We start from the raw sequence: 16,556 nt of genomic DNA, 5'->3' as shown, positions 1-16,556 counted from the left end.
ATGGAGCCATAGACGCCGACGGGGCGGGGAAGGCCCATGGAGGACCGCCGTTCGGCCCGGCGCGCGGTCCGCAACGGACGGCCCCGACGTCGCACCGAGGAGGCGGCCCCTGATGGCGGACAAACCTCCACTGCCCGCTTGCCCCGCTTTCGCCGACCGCCCCTAGACTGAATTTCCAGCAGGTGGCTACACGTTTGAAAGGCGTCCCCGTGTCCATCGGCAACTCACCGCCCGACGCACCTTCGACCTCCGACGCGCCCCCCTCCGTACCGTCCGTGGGCCGCGCGCTGGCCCAGGGCAGACTGGACGCCGGTCTGACCGTCGAGGAGATCAGCGCGGCCACCCGGGTGCGGGCGCCCATCGTGCACGCGATCGAGAGCGACGACTTCTCGCGCTGCGGCGGCGACGTCTACGCCCGCGGCCACATCCGCTCGCTGGCCAAGGCCGTCGGGCTCGACCCGGCGCCGCTGATCGAGCAGTACGACGCCGAGCACGGCGGGCGCCCCGCGCCGACGCCGGTCGCCCCGGTCTACGACAAGCGCAAGATCAGCGCCGAGCCGCGCCGCCCCAACTGGACCGCCGCCATGGTCGCGGCGATCGTCGTGGTGGTCGGTTTCGTCGGCTTCACGATGTTCGACGGCGCACGCGGCGGAGGCGGTCAGACGATCGGCGCGCAGGCCTCGCAGAGCACCGCCCCGACCCCGGCCGCCTCGCACCCGGCCAAGCCGTCCACCCCGCCCAGCACCGCCTCCAGCAACAGCCCGATCGCGGCGGCGCCCGGCAACAAGGTCGTCGTCAAGCTCACCGCCGACAAGGGCAAGAGCTGGGTGGCGGCCACCAACGACGACGGCAAGTCGCTGTTCGAGGGCATGCTCGGCTCCGGGCAGTCCAAGACGTTCACCGACGACAAGCGCGTCTACCTGGTGATCGGCAACGCGGGCGCGGTCGACATGTTCGTCAACGGCAAGGACCTGGGCCCGGCCGGCTCCGACGGCCAGCTGGTGCGCACCGACTTCACGCCCGGCAACCCGCAGGCGGGCTGACGGCCGGGGAGCCGGGCGCGAGCCCGAGGCGCACGGCGCGACGGGCCCTGGCGGGAAACGCGCGGGCGCGGACAAAGTAGGCTGAGCCCATGCCCGAACCCCGTACCGTCGCTCTGGTCACACTCGGCTGCGCGCGCAATGAGGTGGACTCGGAGGAGCTTGCCGGTCGTCTGGCGGCGGACGGCTGGCAGCTCGTCGAGGACGCCGCGGACGCCGACGTCGCCGTCGTCAACACCTGCGGCTTCGTGGACGCCGCCAAGAAGGACTCCGTCGACGCCCTGCTGGAGGCCAACGACCTCAAGGGCCAGGCCCGCACCCAGGCGGTCGTCGCCGTCGGCTGCATGGCCGAGCGGTACGGCAAGGAGCTGGCCCAGGAGCTGCCCGAGGCGGACGGCGTGCTGGGCTTCGACGACTACGCGGACATCTCCGACCGCCTGCGCACCATCCTGTCCGGCGGCGTCCACGCCTCCCACACCCCGCGCGACCGCCGCAAGCTGCTGCCGATCAGCCCGGCGGAGCGGCAGGGCCAGGGCGGCGCGGTGGCGCTCCCGGGGCACGCGCAGGACGGCGCCGCTTCCGTGACAGGCACCGCTTCCGTGACCGGGGCGGAGGCCGAGGCTCCGGTGAGCGTGCCCGATCTGCCCGAGGGTGTCGCGCCCGCCTCGGGCCCCCGCGCGCCGCTGCGGCGCAGGCTCGGGGGCGGTCCGGTCGCCTCGGTGAAGCTCGCCTCCGGCTGCGACCGGCGGTGCGCGTTCTGCGCGATCCCCTCGTTCCGCGGCTCGTTCATCTCCCGCCGGCCGTCCGACGTGCTGGGCGAGACCCGCTGGCTGGCCGGGCAGGGCGTCACCGAGGTCATGCTCGTCAGCGAGAACAACACCTCGTACGGCAAGGACCTCGGGGACATCCGCCTGCTGGAGACGCTGCTGCCGGAGCTGGCCGCGGTCGACGGCATCGAGCGCATCCGGGTCAGCTACCTCCAGCCCGCCGAGATGCGGCCCGGGCTGATCGACGTGCTGACCTCGACCCCCAAGGTGGCCCCGTACTTCGACCTGTCCTTCCAGCACTCCGCGCCCGGCGTGCTGCGGGCGATGCGCCGCTTCGGCGACACCGAACGCTTCCTGGAGCTGCTGGAGACGATCCGCGGCAAGGCCCCGCAGGCGGGCGTGCGGTCCAACTTCATCGTCGGCTTCCCCGGCGAGACCGAGGACGACGTGGCCGAGCTGGAACGCTTCCTCGGCGCCGCCCGCCTCGACGCCATCGGCGTCTTCGGCTACTCCGACGAGGAGGGCACCGAGGCCGCCGGCTACGACGGCAAGCTGGACGAGGACGAGGTGGCCGCCCGGCTCGCCCGGGTCTCCCGGCTGGCCGAGGAGCTGACCGCGCAGCGCGCCGAGGAACGCCTCGGGGAGACCGTGGACGTCCTGGTCGAGACGGTCGACGGGGAGGACGGCGAGGCCGTGGGCCGGGCCGCCCACCAGGCCCCGGAGACCGACGGCCAGACCGTGCTGACCTCGGGCGAAGGGCTGCGGCCCGGCATGGTCGTGGCCGCCAAGGTGGTGGACACCGACGGGGTGGACCTCGTCGCCGAACCGCTGGGCGGCTGTACGGAGGCGGTGCGCGGATGACCGGTGTCCCCGCGTCGGCGGCGGGCGGTCACCGGCCGTCCGCCTCCACCCCCGCCCCGGCCCCCGACCACCTGGGCGACCGGGTGACCCGGCCGGTGCGACTGTGGAACGTGGCGAACGTCCTGACCATGGTCCGGCTGCTGCTCGTCCCCGGCTTCGTGCTGCTGCTGATCCACGACGACGGGCGCGACCCGGCCTGGCGCTCCTTCGCCTGGGCGGCCTTCGCCGTCGCGATGATCACCGACCTGTTCGACGGCGAGCTCGCCCGGCGCTACGACCTGGTCACCGACTTCGGCAAGATCGCCGACCCGATCGCCGACAAGGCCATCATGGGCGCCGCGCTCATCGGCCTGTCCGCGCTGGGCGACCTGCCCTGGGCGGTCACCGCGGTCATCCTCTTCCGCGAGATCGGCATCACCCTGATGCGCTTCTGGGTGATCCGCCACGGAGTGATTCCGGCCAGCCGGGGCGGCAAGCTCAAGACCCTGACGCAGGGCGTCGCCGTGGGCATGTACGTCCTCGTGCTCACCGGACCGCTGGCCTCGCTGCGCGCCTGGCTGATGGCGGCCGCGGTGGCGCTCACCGTGCTGACCGGGCTTGACTACGTACGGCAGGCGATCGTCCTGCGCCGCGCGGGTCTGGCCCGGCAGGCGGCGAGCCGCGCGGCCGCGAAGGCGGAGGAAGAGGGCGACGGGTCGTGAACGAGGAACGCGGGGACCACGCGCAGCGGGACACGACACCGGGCGGCGGCGGTCCGGGCGGTCCGGGGGGCGCGGGTCCGGCCGGCACGCGGGACGCGGGCCCGACGACCGCGGCGGCGGACGCCGTGGAGAACGGCGCCTCCCTGGCCGCTGTCGCGCCGCCGTCCGTCGCGGCCGAGGCACTGGCGCTGCTGGAGCGGCAGGGCGCGACGCTGGCCGTGGCCGAATCGCTCACCGGTGGCCTGGTCGCCGCCGTGCTCACCGGGGTCCCCGGCGCGTCCCGTACCTTCCTCGGCTCGGTGACCGCGTACGCGACCGACGTCAAACGTGACGTCCTCGGCGTCGGCGGCGGACTCCTGGCGGTCCGCGGGGCGGTCGACCCGGCGGTGGCGCGCGAGATGGCGCAGGGTGTGCGGGACCTGCTGGGTGCCCGCTGGGGCCTGGCCACGACCGGGGTCGCCGGTCCCGATCCGCAGGACGGCAGGCCGGTCGGCACGGTCTACGTGGCCGTCGCCGGGCCGCACGGCGCGTCGGCCGCCGCGCTGAACCTGGAGGGCGATCGCGCCGCCATCCGCGCGGAGACCGTCTCGGCGGTGCTGGAGATGCTGGTCGTCGCGCTGACGGAGGCCGAGGAAGCACCGTCGGGCGACATCACGGCGAACATCGCGGGGCAGGATACGGAACAGCACGGGCGGTTGTGATGTTTGCAGCCCTTAGTGAACACGTCATCGCTCCCCGCACGGCCGATGCCCGAGGCGGTACGGTGGGGCGAGAAGCTCTTGGTTCCGCGGTCCGAGGAGGGAGGCACCGATGATTCTGCTCCGTCGCCTGCTGGGTGACGTACTACGTCGGCAGCGCCAACGTCAGGGCCGCACTCTGCGCGAGGTCTCGGCATCCGCCCGGGTCTCGCTCGGCTACCTCTCAGAGGTGGAGCGCGGCCAGAAGGAAGCCTCCTCCGAACTGCTCTCCGCGATCTGCGACGCCCTGGACGTGCGGATGTCCGAGGTCATGCGCGAGGTCAGCGACGAACTGTCGCTCGCCGAGCTGGCGCAGTCGGCGGCCTCGGAGTCGGTTCCCGCGCCAGTGCGGCTGGAAACGATCAAGCACGTGCCGGTACCCGGCAAGCGTGTGACGATCAAGGCGCCACAGGCGAAGGCCGTGGACGTGGTCGCGGCCTGACCGCCGCCTCCGCCATCCCCGGCGCGTACGCGCCGACGGCTCGCAACGTTTCGGAAAGCCGGGGCGCGACCGGACGGAACCCGTCCGGTCGCGCCCCGGCTTCCGTGTCTCCCGACCGCGTCACGAGCCCCGCGGATGATGTTTCAACGGCCGTGAGCGGGAAGACGTACGGTGGACAAAGGGGACTTCACGCTCAGGAGGTTGGGGTATGACTGTCGTGACGAGCACGCTCTCCGACGAGGCCCGGAAGATCACGGGTGACGCTCTCCAGGGTGCGCTGGTCGATCTGGTGGACCTGTCCCTCGTCGCCAAGCAGGTGCACTGGAACATCGTCGGTCCGCGCTTCCGCTCCGTGCACCTCCAGCTGGACGAGGTCGTCACCACGGCCAGGACCTACGCGGACACCGTGGCCGAGCGGGCTTCCGCGATCGGCGTGTCGCCGGACGGCCGGGCGGAGACCGTGGCGAAGTCCAGTGCGCTGGAGACCGTGCGGGACGGCTGGATCAACGACAAGGACGTCGTCGACTACATGATCAAGGTTCTGTCGGCCGTGATCGCCAAGATGCGCGACCGCATCCAGGCCACCGACGGCCCCGACCTGGTGAGCCAGGACATCCTGATCGGCCTCACCGCGGACCTGGAGAAGCACCACTGGATGTTCCAGGCGGAGAACTCGACGGTCTGAGACCTGGACCTTGAGCCACTCGGACCTGGAATCGAGTCCGGGCCCTGGCTCGATCGGGCCAGGACCTGAATCGGCTGGCCCGCACCGGCCGTGAGGCCTGACGGACGGCATTCTGCGACCCACCGGCGCCGCGCGCGTCGGTGGGTTGCTCCTATCGGGTGAAACCCTTGATGGCCGCGGGCCAAAGGGAGTGTCGATCACTCGTACGGGGAATCCATCGTCTTACGGAAACCCTCCATGGGTCTCCACCACACCCTCGGGGATGTGGGAGGCGGTCATGAATGCTCGTCGTTCGCTCCGTCTTACGTTCGCGGCGCTGCTGGGGCTGGCCTGGGTCTGCTCCGTGCTGAAGGTGGCCGCTCAGCCCTCGCACGCGGGTCCGGTCGAACAGGGCCTGGCCGTCGGCGGCTGGACGCTGAGCGTCCTCCCGGTGCACGCGGCGCCCCGCCCGCGCCGCTCCACCGACCACCGTGGTCACGCCGCACGCGTACGGCGCCTGCCCACGCCGCGTGGCCCGCTGGCCCCGGCGGTTCGGCCACGACCCCGTCCGGTCGTCAACTGCCCGGCGGGGGCGGCCCGTTCTGGCAGGAGGGACACCAGTAGGTGACCCGCTGCTCGCCCACCGGCCCCTGCGGTGCGGTGCGCACCAGCGCACCGCACCGCAGGCAGGGCCGGTGGGCGCGGTTGTAGACCCAGTGGGTGCGGCCGCGCCTGAGATCACCGGTGGTGACATGCCCGTGCCGGGCCTTGTTGGCCTCCAGCAACTCCTGCGCCAGCACCACCATCCGGCCGGGATCGCCCACCTCGCTCATCGGCGTCCACGGGGTCACACCGCGCAGGAAGCACAGCTCCGACTTGTACACGTTGCCGATCCCGGCGAGGTTCCGCTGGTCGAGCAACGCCTCGCCCACGGTCCGCCCCGGATCCTCCAGCAGGCGGCGCACAGCCTCCGCCGGATCCCAGTCGGGCCCGAGCAGATCCGGTCCGAGGTGCCCGACCGCTGTGTCCTCCTGCGCGGTCTTGACCAGCTCCAGCACCGGCAGCCGGTAGCCCACCGCCACCGAGTCGGCGTTGGCCAGGATCGCCCGGATCTGGTGCTGGGGGCTGCCGTGCCAGCGCTCACCGGCCGGGTAGACCCGCCACTGGCCGTCCATGCGCAGGTGGGAGTGGAGCGTCCAGCCGCCCTCGACCCGCATCAGCAGGTGCTTGCCGCGGGGTACGACATCCTCGACCCGGCATCCGGTCAGGTCGGTCGTCGCGAGCCGCGGCACCCGCAGATCGGTGCGTGTCAGCTCCCGCCCGGCGAGTGCCTGCCGCAACCGGCGGGCGGTCAGCCATACGGTGTCGCCTTCGGGCATGTCTCCATTCTCCCGCCACTTTTGCGCTCTGCAAAGGCGAGCTTCCGTCCCGCGACGGCCCGCCATGGACACCTCGTCACGCGCGCAGACGCAGCCCCCTGGGGGTGGCGTGGAAGCCTGCCGCTTCCAGGGCGCGGCCCAGGGGGGACGACAGCGCGGGCTCGCCGTTGACACGCTCGACCGTGAGCCTGCCGAGCGCGTCGGCGCGCACCGCCGCGGACAGCGCCTCCACGGCGCTCACCAGCCCCGGGGAGTCCGGCTCGCCCCACGCCAGCAGCGTCTTGCCGCCCCGCTCGACGTACAGCGTCAACTCCCCGTCCACCAGGACCACGACCGCACCCGCCTTGCGTCCCGGCTTGTGCCCCGCGCCGGAGGGCGCCTCCGGCCAGGGCAGTGCGGAACCGTAGGCGTTCGCCGGGTCGGCGGCGGCCAGCACCACCGCACGGGGTGCCGCGGGGTGCTCCTCGGCCCGCTCGCGCGCGGTGTTGACCGCCCGCAGCCGGTCCACCGCGCCGTCCATCGCGAACTGCGCCGCTCCCAGCCCCTCGACCACGTAGCCCCGGCGCGCCTGCCCGGTCTCCTCGAAGGCGGACAGCACCCGGTAGACCGCGGAGAACCCGCCCGCGACGCCCTCGGCCGCCACCGCGCCCCTGGTCACGACCCCGTGCCGGTCCAGCAGGGTGTGGCCCAGCGCGTGCGCCCGCACGGTCGCGTCCGGCTCCCGCCCGGGGACCAGCGACCAGCGCCCGGCCACGGTCGGCGGCCCGCTGCGGGAGGCCGTCGGTCGCGGTATGCGCGTGCCGTAGCGGGCCCTCGGCACGGCTCTGGGCGCCCGGTGCGCGGTCGAGCCCGCCGTCCGGCCCGATCCCAGCAGCGCCCGCAGCGGTGCCATGGTGTCGTTGGTCAGCCGCCCCGACCACGTCAAGTCCCAGACCGCGTTGGCGAGTTCGGGATCGGTCGCCTCAGGGAGCACGGGCCGCACGGCTTCCGATATCTGCCGGAAGTACAGCCCGTAGCCGCTCGCCAGCGCGTCGAGCACCGCCCGGTGCAGCGAGGAGAGCTCCAGCGGCTGCGGCTCCGGCAGCAGCAGAGGCGCGGTGTCGGCGGGGTAGAGCGCGACCCAGCCGTCCTTCCCCGGCAGCGCGCCGGACCCGGCCCACACCAGCTCCCCGGACGAGGTCAACTCGTCCAGCAGCGCGGGGCTGTAGTCGGCCATGCGGGACGGCAGGACCAGCCGCTCCAGCGCGGAAGCCGGCACCGCGGCGCCCTGCAACTGCTCGACGGCCCGCACCAGTCCGTCCACGCCGCGCAGCGCCCGCGTGCCGACGTGCTGCCACTGCGGCAGGAAGGCACCGAGCGCGGCCGGCGGCACCGGCTCCAGCTCGTGCCGCAGCGCGGCCAGTGAACGCCGCCGCAGCCGCCGCAACACGCCCGCGTCGCACCACTCGTGGCCCGCGCCCTCCGGCCTGAACTCGCCCTGCACCACCCGCCCGTCGGCCGCCAGCCGGTGCAGCGCCCCGTCCACCACCGCCGTGCCCAGGCCGAACCGGGCGGCGGCGTCGGCCGCGGTGAACGGGCCGTGCGTGCGGGCGAACCGGGACAGCAGATCGCCCAGCGGATCCTTCACCGGCTCCGTGAACGCCTCGGGCACGCCCACCGGCAGCGCGGTGCCCAGCGCGTCCCGCAACCGTCCGGCGTCCTCGACGGCCGCCCAGTGCTCCGCCCCGGCGACCCGCACCCGGATCGCGCGCCGCGCCGTCTCCAGCTCCCGCGCCCACCCGGACTCCGCGCCCCGGGCGCCCAGTTCGGTGTCGGTCAGCGGGCCGAGCACCCGCAGCACGTCCGCGACGCCCTCCGCGTCCTTGACCCGCCGGTCCTCGGTGAGCCACTGCAGCTCGGCCTCGAGCTCCGTCATCACGTCGGCGTCGAGCAACTCGCGCAGCTCCGCCTGGCCGAGGAGCTCGGACAGCAGCCGGGAGTCCAGCGACAGCGCGGCGGCCCTCCGTTCGGCCAGCGGCGAGTCGCCCTCGTAGAGGAACTGCGCGACGTAGCCGAACAGCAACGAGCGGGCGAACGGCGACGGCTCCGGCGTCGTCACCTCCACCAGCCGCACCGCACGGCTGTCGATGTCTCCCATCAGCTCGACCAGCCCCGGCACGTCGAACACGTCCTGGAGGCACTCGCGGACCGCTTCGAGCACGATGGGGAACGACCCGAACTCCGATGCCACCTGGAGGAGTTGGGCCGCGCGCTGCCGTTGCTGCCACAGCGGGGTGCGCTTGGCCGGATTGCGGCGCGGCAGCAGCAGCGCGCGGGCGGCGCACTCGCGGAACCGTGAGGCGAACAGCGCCGAGCCGCCGACCTGGTCGGTCACCACCTGCTCGACCTCGCCGTGTTCGAAGACGACGTCGGCGGCGCCCACCGGACTCTGCTGCGCGTCGTACTCCGTGCCCTTGCGGAACGGGTCGACGTCCAGCAGGTCCAGGCCCAGCAGGTCGGCGTCGGGCAGCCGCAGGACGATCCCGTCGTCGGCGTGCATGACCTGGGCGTCGAAGCCGTACCGCTCGGACAGCCGGGCCCCGAGCGCCAGCGCCCAGGGGGCGTGCACCTGCGCGCCGAAGGGGGAGTGGACCACGATCCGCCAGTCGCCCAGCTCGTCCCGGAAGCGCTCGACGACGATCGTGCGGTCGTCCGGCACGTGACCGCAGGCGCGGCGCTGCTCGTCCAGGTAGGCCAGCACGTTGTCCGCGGCCCACTCGTCGAGGCCGGCCGCCGCCAGCCGCTCGCGGGCCGCCTCGGGCGACAGCCCGCCGATCTCGCGCAGGAACGCGCCCAGCGCGCGGCCGAGTTCGAGGGGACGCCCGAGCTGGTCGCCCTTCCAGAACGGCAGCCTGCCCGGTACCCCGGGAGCGGGTGAGACCAGCACCCGGTCGCGGGTGATGTCCTCGATGCGCCAGGACGTGGTGCCCAGGGTGAACACGTCGCCCACCCTGGACTCGTAGACCATCTCCTCGTCCAGCTCCCCGACCCGGCCGCCGCCCTTCTTCGGATCGGAGCCCGCGAGGAACACCCCGAACAACCCGCGGTCCGGGATCGTCCCACCGGACGTCACCGCCAGCCGCTGCGCGCCCGGCCGCCCGCTGAGCGTGCCCGCCACGCGGTCCCACACCAGGCGCGGGCGCAACTCGGCGAAGGCGTCGGACGGATAGCGGCCCGCCAGCATGTCGAGCACGGCGGTGTACGCCGACTCCGGCAACGCGGCGAACGGCGCTGCCCGGCGCACCAGCGCGAGCAGCTCGTCCACGTCCCAGGTGTCGACCGCCACCATGGCGACGATCTGCTGGGCCAGCACGTCCAGCGGATTGGCCGGGACCCGCAGGGCCTCGATGGCGCCCTGCCGCATGCGTTCGGTGACGACCGCCGACTGCACCAGGTCGCCGCGGTACTTGGGGAAGACCACGCCGGTGGAGACCGCGCCCACCTGGTGTCCGGCGCGACCGACGCGTTGCAGCCCGGAGGCGACCGAAGGCGGCGACTCGACCTGCACGACCAGGTCCACCGCGCCCATGTCGATGCCGAGTTCGAGGCTGGAGGTGGCGACCACCGCGGGCAGCCGCCCGGCCTTGAGGTCCTCCTCGACCAGGGCCCGCTGCTCTTTGGAGACCGAGCCGTGGTGGGCCCGGGCCAGCAGCGCCGGGGCGCCCTTGGCGGCCCCCGCCTCGCCCATCAGCTCGGCGGGGGAGTGGTGTTCCGGCATCGCCTCGCCGGTGGCCCGCTCGTAGGCGATCTCGTTGAGCCGGTTGCACAACCGCTCCGCGAGACGCCGGGAGTTGGCGAAGACGATGGTGGAGCGATGGGCCTGCACCAGGTCGGCGATGCGCTCCTCCACGTGGGGCCAGATGGAGGGGCGCTCCCCGGGGTCCGAGCCGGGTGCGCCGCTGTCGGAGACCGGGGAGCCACCCAGCTCGCCCAGGTCCTCCACGGGCACGACGACCGACAGGTCGAAGTCCTTCTGCGACGGCGGCTGGACCACGGTGACCTTGCGGCCCGGTGACAGGAAGCGGGCGACCTCGTCCACGGGCCGCACGGTCGCCGACAGGCCGATGCGGCGCGCCGGGCGGTCCAGCAACTCGTCCAGCCGCTCCAGGGAGAGCGCCAGGTGGGCGCCGCGCTTGGTGCCCGCCACCGCGTGCACCTCGTCCAGGATGACCGTCTCGACCCCGCGCAGCGCCTCCCGCGTGGAGGAGGTGAGCATCAGGAACAGCGACTCGGGGGTGGTGATCAGGATGTCCGGGGGCTTGGTGGCGATCGCGCGGCGCTCGGTGGCCGGGGTGTCGCCGGACCGGATCGCGACCTTGACCTCGGGCTCCGGGAGCCCGAGGCGCACCGCCTCGTGCCGCAGGCCGGTCAGCGGACTGCGCAGGTTGCGCTCCACGTCCACGGCCAGGGCCTTGAGGGGGGAGACGTAGAGCACCCGGCAGCGGCGTCGCGCCTCGGCCGGAGGCGGGGTGTGGGCGAGGCGGTCGAGGGCGGCGAGGAAGGCGGCCAGCGTCTTGCCCGAGCCGGTGGGCGCGACGACCAGCACGTCGGACGCCTCGGCGATGGCCCGCCAGGCCCCCGCCTGAGCGGCGGTGGGCGCGCTGAAGGCACCCTTGAACCAGGCGCGGGTGGCGGGGGAGAAGGAGTCCAGGGCCGACACCGGATCCTGCTCCCGCCCCGGATCCGGTGCCTTCGGCCGCTTCCCGTTCGACATGCCACCCATCGTGCCTCGGACCACTGACATCGGCCCGCGCCACCGCCCGGCCTGTGGACAACCCGCGCGGAAATGATCATGCGATCATCGGGTCAAGCGGTCGGGTGGTCCGGCGGCCCAGTGGCCCAGCGGTCGGGTGGCCCGGTAGTCGTCCGGTAGTCCGACGGGCCGGCCGTCTGGTATTCCGACAGGCCAGCTGTCCGGTAGTCCGGTAGTCCGGTAGTCGCACAATGGACTCATGGGATCGGCGGAACAGGCGCGGCACTGGCAGCACGCCGAGCTGCCCGGGGTCGATCTGCTGCGGGCCCGCTACGTCAGCAAGACCTTCGCCCGCCACACCCACGACAGCTACGTGATCGCCGCTGTCACCGAGGGCGTCGAGGCCTTCGACCACGCCGGGAGCCTGGAACGGGTGCCGCCCGGAGGGCTGGCGCTGCTCAACCCCGACGTCCCGCACACCGGCTTCGCGGGCGTGCCCTCCGGCTGGACCTACAGCGTCGTGTACCCGGATCCCGGTGTCGTCGCCGCCATCGCCGCCGAGACCACCACCATCCGCGGCACCCCCGCCTTCACCTCGCCGGTGGCCCTCGACCCGTACGCCTCCCACCTGGTCACCGAGCTCCACGGGGCCGCCGAGGCGGACAACGCGCTCGCCGCCGACACCCTGCTGCGCACCGCCGTCGCCCACCTACTGCGCCGCTACGGCGCCCCCGTTCCTCCCCGCGCGCCGCTGAGCGCCGGCGCCCGCGTCGCGGCCCGGGCCCGTGACGTACTGCGGGACCGCATGGCCGACCCGCCCTCGCTGCGGAATCTCGCCGGCGACCTCGGGACCAGCCCCTTCGCCCTACTGAGAGCGTTCCGCGAGACGTACGGCATGCCACCGCACACCTGGCTCACCGACGCCCGGGTGCGCCGCGCCCGCACGCTGCTCGACGCGGGTGAGCCTCCCGCCAGTGCCGCGGTCGAGGTCGGCTTCACCGACCAGCCGCACCTCAACCGGCACTTCACCCGGATCGTCGGCGTGCCGCCCGGCGCCTACCAGCGGGAACGCCGGGGTCGACCCGCCCGCGAGAACGCACAAGCCTGGTCGCGGGAACCTGCGGGACCGGCCGCAAGAACGTACAAGACCGGGCGCCCGGCTCCCGCCTAACGTCGGTCCGGTGAACGCACCAGCTCCCCCTCTCGACGATCCACCGGCCGCCGCGGCGGCCAAGCCCCGCTCCGCCGTCGTCCGCGACGCCCTCGGCGTCGGGATCGCCGTCGGCCTGTCCGGCTTCGCCTTCGGCGCCACCGCCGCCGGGGACGGCATCAGCGTGCCGCAGGCCTGCGTGCTCAGCCTGCTGGTCTTCACCGGCGCGTCCCAGTTCGCGCTGGTCGGTGCGCTCGGCGTGGGGGCCGCGCCGCTCGCCGCCGCGACCGGAGCGTTCTTCCTGTCCGTGCGCAACGCGTTCTACGGGCTGCGGCTGTCGCAACTGCTGCGGTTGCCGACGACCGTGCGGCCGCTGGCCGCGCAGTGGGTGATCGACGAGACGACGGCCGTCACCCTCGCCCAGCCCGACACCGCGACCGCCCGGCTCGGCTTCACGGTGACCGGTGCGACGTTGTACGTGCTGTGGAACGCGACGACGCTGCTGGGCGCACTCGGGGCCTCCGCGCTCGGCGACCCCGCCGCCTGGGGGCTGGACGCGGCGGGCCCCGCGGTCTTCCTCGCCCTGCTCGCGCCCATGGTGCGCGTGGGCGGCCGGGAGCGCGCCACGGCCGCCGTGGCGGTCGTCGCGGTGCTGGTCTGCGTGCCGCTGCTGCCCGCCGGTGTGCCGATCCTGGTCGCCGCGCTGGCCGCGCCCGCCGTGCTGCTCGTACGACGTGACCGCCGCGAACGGGGGGATGCACGATGACCACCTGGATCGCCATCGCACTGACGGCGATCGGCGCGTACGTGGTGAAACTGCTCGGCCTGTCCGTTCCCGCCGGGCTGCTGGAGCGCCCCACGGTGCGGCGGCTGGCCGCACTGGTGCCGGTCGCCCTGCTCGCCGCGCTGACCGCCGTGCAGACCTTCTCCACCGGCCGCCACCTGGTGGTCGACGCGCGGGCTGCCGGACTCGCGGCGGCGCTCGTCGCCCTGCTGCTGCGCGCGCCGTTCCTGGTCATCGTCGGGGCCGCCGTCGTGGTGACGGCGCTCGTGCGGCACGTAGCGGGCTGACGCACGCCTCGTGCGGCACGTAGCGGGCGGGCGCACGGCCCGTCGCGCGACGGCGCCCACTCGTCCTAGGACGCTTCCTCGCCGGAGTGGGCGTCGTCGAACGCTCCCACGCTGATGGCGCCCGCGGCACGCCTGCGGCCGTCCTCGGTGCGGGTGAGTTCGGTGGTCACGTCGGTCCCCTCGGCCACCGCCGCCGACTCGGCCGCCGCCCACGAGAAGACTCCGCGCGCCATGGTGGACGACTCCGCCGCCGCCCGCTTCGCGTACACCGTGGCCCTCACCCTCGCGATGTCCCGGTCCTCGGGCGCGGCCAGGGCGGCGGCCTCCGCCAGGTGGCAGGCCAGCCGCAGCCTCCCCGCCTCCAGCAACGCGGCGGCCCGCCCGGCCAGGCGCGCCGCACCGCCCGCCGCGCCGGCCAGTTCGGCGGCGACCTCGGCCTCGGGAGCGGGCTTGAGATGCGCGGGATTCTGGTCGTACCAGCCGCCCCACAACCGCCACAGGTTGCGCACCACGAACTCCGGCTCGTCGTAGGCGGGACGCAGGTACGGCCTGTTCAGCAGCCCTTCCGGCACGCGCACCGCGTGCAGCACCTCGTCGAGGCGGCGGCCCTCGTTCATCAGGTCGCGCGTCTGACGGCACAGCGACTCCAGGAGCTCGGCGGTCTCACCGAGTGCCTGCCGTACGCGGTCGGCGCCGAGGATCGGCACGCCGTGCCCGGGCAGCAGAATCTCGGCGCCCAGCTCCCGCATCGCGCGCAACGCCCGCGCCCATTCCACCGGATAGCGCTGCACCTTCTGCGGGTTGCCCGCGTTCGGCGCGTTCCAGATGAACAGGTCGCCCGTGCACAAGGTGCGCAGTTCGGGAATCCACACGTAGGTGTGGTCGTCGGTCTCCCCGCGTGCGTGCGTCAGCTCGAACGTCAACTCGCCCTGACGCAACGTGAAGCGGTCGCGGTACGAGATGTCCGGATAGCGGTAGGTGGTCGGCCACTCCAGGGCCGGGACGCCGAACTGCCGCCGGTTGATCCACGCGTTGTACCCGGCGGTCTCCACATAGCGGTCGAAGCGCGCGGCGACCGCTTCGTGCGCGATCACCTCCGGCGCGGCGGCTCCCCGCTCCTTCGCGGCCGCGTCGACGGCGAAGACCCCGAAGGTGTGGTCCACGTGCCCGTGCGTGTACACGACGGACCGCACGTCACCGGGCGAGAACGCGCCCACCGCCGCGCACAGTTGGGCCCCTGTGCGGAAGTCACCGGAGTCGACGAGCACGATCCCGTCGCCGGTGTCGAAGACGCACACGTTCGCGAAGGCGGGGAAGAAGCCCGTCCGGTCACCCATCCTGACCAGTTCGTGACGGGTGTAGACGCCCGCCATCTGCGCCGAGAGGTTCTCCTCGCCCCGCCAAACACGTTCGGTGTACGCGAGGTAGGCGCCGGACAGGTCGTCGGCGGCCCCCTCCGTGGTGGGGGCGCCGTCGGGGCGGCCTTCGTTGTGCCGCGTCATAAGTACTCCTCCTGGACGCCGCCGACCATGGCCCCCGGTGGGCGGGCCGACCGCTCCCGCCGCCGATCCTCCGCCCGCCGCCCGGGCGTCGACAGAAGATCTCGTCACACCTCGCGGGGCGGACTACTGTGACGCCTCACAACCACCGGAGCGAGGCTCCCGTCGCGAACCCGCTCCGTCGAGGAGGCGCGATGACGACGGTCCCCCCACAGGACGGTGTGGCGTTCACCCATGAGCTGTCCGCCGCGGCCCGCGCCCTCGCGGCCCGTTGCGAACCGCGCGTCAACGAGGTCGCCCGCCGCATGTCCCGCGTCTCGTTCGAGGAGATACCCGGCTATCCGGAACTGCCCGCCGACGTGAAGGACATCGAGGTCGCCGCCACCGCACGGCACGGTCTGCGCCTGTTCCTGCGGCGGGTGCACGACCAGCACGGCCGCTTCGGCGACTACGGGCTCTTCCGCGAACGCGCCGCCCAGCGCGCCGAGGAGGGCATGCCGTTGCACCTGCTGCTGCGCGCCCACGCACTCGGCGTCTACGTGCTGTGGCGGACGCTGCGCGAGACCGCTCGGCCGGGCGAGGAGACGGCCCTCGTCGAGCTGTCCGGCTTCCTGCTGAGGGCGCAGGAGGGCATCGCGGCCGCGGTCGCCGAGACGTACCTCGACGAACAGGCCGCCCTGCTGGCCGAGCGACGGGAACACCGCCGCCTGCTGGTGCGCGGTCTGCTCGACGGCTCGCCGCTGCCGGACGACGCGACGCGGCGCGCCCTCGGACTGGACCGAGGCGCCCTCGTGCTCTGCCTGCGCGCCCCGCGCCTCGCGCCCGCCCCTGGCTCCACCACGCCCCCTCCGATCGCCGTACGGCGGCGTGGAAGGCGCGTACAGACCGCGTTGGACCGGGCGTTCGGGGCGGACGTGCTCACCCTGCTCGACGACGAGGGCGGGTACGCGGTCGTTGCCGCCCCTTCCGGCGCCGACGGTCCGCCCGAAGCGCCGGACGGACTCGCCGAAGCGCTGGGCAGGGCCTGCGGGGGCGAGGTGCGTGTCGCGGCCGTCACGGCGGGCGGCGCGGCGGGGGTGTCGGAGGCCGCGCGGACCGCCGCGGAGGTCGTACGGGTGGCGCGCGCGGGCGGCAGACCCCCGGGACTGCACCGACTCGGCGACGTGCTGCTGGAGTTCCACCTCTCGCGGCGCGACGAGAGCAGCGGCCTGATCGCGGCGCTGCTCGACCCGATCGCGGACCGCCCCGAACTGACGGAGACGCTCCGCGCCTACCTGGAACACCAGCAGGACCGCCGCGCCACCGCCCGGCTGCTCGGCCTTCACCCCAACACGGTCGACAACCGGCTCGCCCGCGTCACCGCTCTCACGTCGCTCGACCTCGCCTCCCCGCGCGGCACCGCGCTGGCGCTCGCCGCGCTGCTGCTCAAGGAGGACCACTGAGAACCGGGCTGCCGCAGCCGCTGTTCCCGGTCAGGTCGTACGTGCCGAAATCCGCCTCCTACGGGCGGAAA

The 16,556-nt window shown here is 73.7% G+C and carries 13 protein-coding genes; 10 read left to right on the top strand and 3 right to left on the bottom strand.

Annotation, left to right across the window (positions count from 1 at the left end):
• The first annotated feature begins 209 nt into the window (after nucleotides 1–209).
• The 6 genes from K7472_RS20515 (at nucleotide 210) to K7472_RS20490 (ending at nucleotide 5,233) form a co-directional block, all read left to right on the top strand.
• Nucleotides 210–1,043, top strand: a complete 834-nt coding sequence (locus tag K7472_RS20515; protein WP_222979959.1) for a helix-turn-helix domain-containing protein — start codon at nucleotides 210–212, stop codon at nucleotides 1,041–1,043.
• 89 nt (nucleotides 1,044–1,132) lie between these two features.
• A complete protein-coding gene (rimO, locus tag K7472_RS20510) occupies nucleotides 1,133–2,668 on the top strand; it encodes a 30S ribosomal protein S12 methylthiotransferase RimO (RefSeq protein ID WP_222979958.1) in 1,536 nt (511 codons plus the stop codon).
• Entirely contained in the window at nucleotides 2,665–3,369 is a 705-nt protein-coding gene (pgsA, locus tag K7472_RS20505; RefSeq protein WP_222979957.1) for a CDP-diacylglycerol--glycerol-3-phosphate 3-phosphatidyltransferase, read from the top strand. The genes rimO and pgsA overlap by 4 nt, the downstream gene beginning before the upstream one ends.
• 125 nt (nucleotides 3,370–3,494) lie before the next feature.
• A complete protein-coding gene (locus K7472_RS20500) occupies nucleotides 3,495–4,070 on the top strand; it encodes a CinA family protein (RefSeq protein ID WP_222979976.1) in 576 nt (191 codons plus the stop codon).
• Nucleotides 4,071–4,179: 109 nt separating this feature from the next.
• On the top strand, nucleotides 4,180–4,548 hold the full coding sequence (locus K7472_RS20495; protein WP_222979956.1) for a helix-turn-helix domain-containing protein: 369 nt from the start codon (nucleotides 4,180–4,182) through the stop codon (nucleotides 4,546–4,548).
• A 208-nt stretch (nucleotides 4,549–4,756) separates the two neighbouring features.
• A complete protein-coding gene (locus K7472_RS20490; RefSeq protein WP_222979955.1) occupies nucleotides 4,757–5,233 on the top strand; it encodes a Dps family protein in 477 nt (158 codons plus the stop codon).
• 554 nt (nucleotides 5,234–5,787) lie between these two features.
• On the opposite strand, the gene K7472_RS20485 is transcribed toward K7472_RS20490, so the two are convergent.
• Nucleotides 5,788–6,591 carry an Fpg/Nei family DNA glycosylase gene (locus K7472_RS20485; RefSeq protein WP_222979954.1) on the bottom strand — a complete coding sequence of 268 codons (804 nt, stop codon included), beginning with the start codon at nucleotides 6,589–6,591 and terminating at the stop codon, nucleotides 5,788–5,790.
• Between the two features lie 76 nt (nucleotides 6,592–6,667).
• Nucleotides 6,668–11,344, bottom strand: coding sequence for an ATP-dependent helicase (locus K7472_RS20480; RefSeq protein ID WP_252395924.1), 4,677 nt, complete (start codon nucleotides 11,342–11,344; stop codon nucleotides 6,668–6,670).
• 238 nt (nucleotides 11,345–11,582) lie between these two features.
• Here K7472_RS20480 and K7472_RS20475 point away from each other — a divergent pair, with 238 nt between their 5' ends.
• Genes K7472_RS20475 through K7472_RS20465 form a run of 3 tightly spaced genes read left to right on the top strand, consistent with a single transcriptional unit; the run spans nucleotide 11,583 to nucleotide 13,544 of the window.
• Nucleotides 11,583–12,494, top strand: coding sequence for a helix-turn-helix transcriptional regulator (locus K7472_RS20475; RefSeq protein WP_222979953.1), 912 nt, complete (start codon nucleotides 11,583–11,585; stop codon nucleotides 12,492–12,494).
• Between the two features lie 10 nt (nucleotides 12,495–12,504).
• Nucleotides 12,505–13,239 (top strand): AzlC family ABC transporter permease, encoded by a 735-nt coding sequence (locus K7472_RS20470; protein ID WP_222979952.1) that lies wholly within the window; start codon nucleotides 12,505–12,507, stop codon nucleotides 13,237–13,239.
• A complete protein-coding gene (locus K7472_RS20465) occupies nucleotides 13,236–13,544 on the top strand; it encodes an AzlD domain-containing protein (RefSeq protein ID WP_222979951.1) in 309 nt (102 codons plus the stop codon). Before K7472_RS20470 ends, K7472_RS20465 begins: the two co-directional genes overlap by 4 nt.
• 65 nt (nucleotides 13,545–13,609) lie before the next feature.
• Here the strand turns inward: K7472_RS20465 and K7472_RS20460 are convergent, their stop codons facing one another.
• Complete coding sequence (locus K7472_RS20460) at nucleotides 13,610–15,046, bottom strand: alkyl sulfatase dimerization domain-containing protein (protein ID WP_222979950.1); 1,437 nt, start codon at nucleotides 15,044–15,046, stop codon at nucleotides 13,610–13,612.
• A 191-nt stretch (nucleotides 15,047–15,237) separates the two neighbouring features.
• On the opposite strand from K7472_RS20460, the gene K7472_RS20455 reads away from it, so the two are divergent.
• The gene (locus tag K7472_RS20455; RefSeq protein WP_222979949.1) at nucleotides 15,238–16,485 is read left to right on the top strand and encodes a PucR family transcriptional regulator; all 1,248 of its coding nucleotides are present in this window, start codon (nucleotides 15,238–15,240) and stop codon (nucleotides 16,483–16,485) included.
• The last annotated feature ends 71 nt before the right edge of the window (nucleotides 16,486–16,556 follow it).

The organism is Streptantibioticus parmotrematis (assembly GCF_019890615.1).
GTDB lineage: Bacteria > Actinomycetota > Actinomycetes > Streptomycetales > Streptomycetaceae > Streptantibioticus_D > Streptantibioticus_D parmotrematis.
The sequence above is the reverse complement of the archived record's forward strand: the minus strand, read 5'-3'. Positions and strand labels throughout refer to the sequence as shown.

Excerpts from the sequence above, each read along its gene's own strand:
- rimO (WP_222979958.1), top strand. The coding sequence starts at position 1,133 with ATGCCCGAACCCCGTACCGTCGCTCTGGTCACACTCGGCTGCGCGCGC.
- pgsA (WP_222979957.1), top strand. The coding sequence starts at position 2,665 with ATGACCGGTGTCCCCGCGTCGGCGGCGGGCGGTCACCGGCCGTCCGCC.
- K7472_RS20495 (WP_222979956.1), top strand. The coding sequence starts at position 4,180 with ATGATTCTGCTCCGTCGCCTGCTGGGTGACGTACTACGTCGGCAGCGC.
- K7472_RS20490 (WP_222979955.1), top strand. The coding sequence starts at position 4,757 with ATGACTGTCGTGACGAGCACGCTCTCCGACGAGGCCCGGAAGATCACG.
- K7472_RS20485 (WP_222979954.1), bottom strand. The coding sequence starts at position 6,591 with ATGCCCGAAGGCGACACCGTATGGCTGACCGCCCGCCGGTTGCGGCAG.
- K7472_RS20480 (WP_252395924.1), bottom strand. The coding sequence starts at position 11,344 with ATGTCGAACGGGAAGCGGCCGAAGGCACCGGATCCGGGGCGGGAGCAG.
- K7472_RS20475 (WP_222979953.1), top strand. The coding sequence starts at position 11,583 with ATGGGATCGGCGGAACAGGCGCGGCACTGGCAGCACGCCGAGCTGCCC.
- K7472_RS20465 (WP_222979951.1), top strand. The coding sequence starts at position 13,236 with ATGACCACCTGGATCGCCATCGCACTGACGGCGATCGGCGCGTACGTG.
- K7472_RS20460 (WP_222979950.1), bottom strand. The coding sequence starts at position 15,046 with ATGACGCGGCACAACGAAGGCCGCCCCGACGGCGCCCCCACCACGGAG.
- K7472_RS20455 (WP_222979949.1), top strand. The coding sequence starts at position 15,238 with ATGACGACGGTCCCCCCACAGGACGGTGTGGCGTTCACCCATGAGCTG.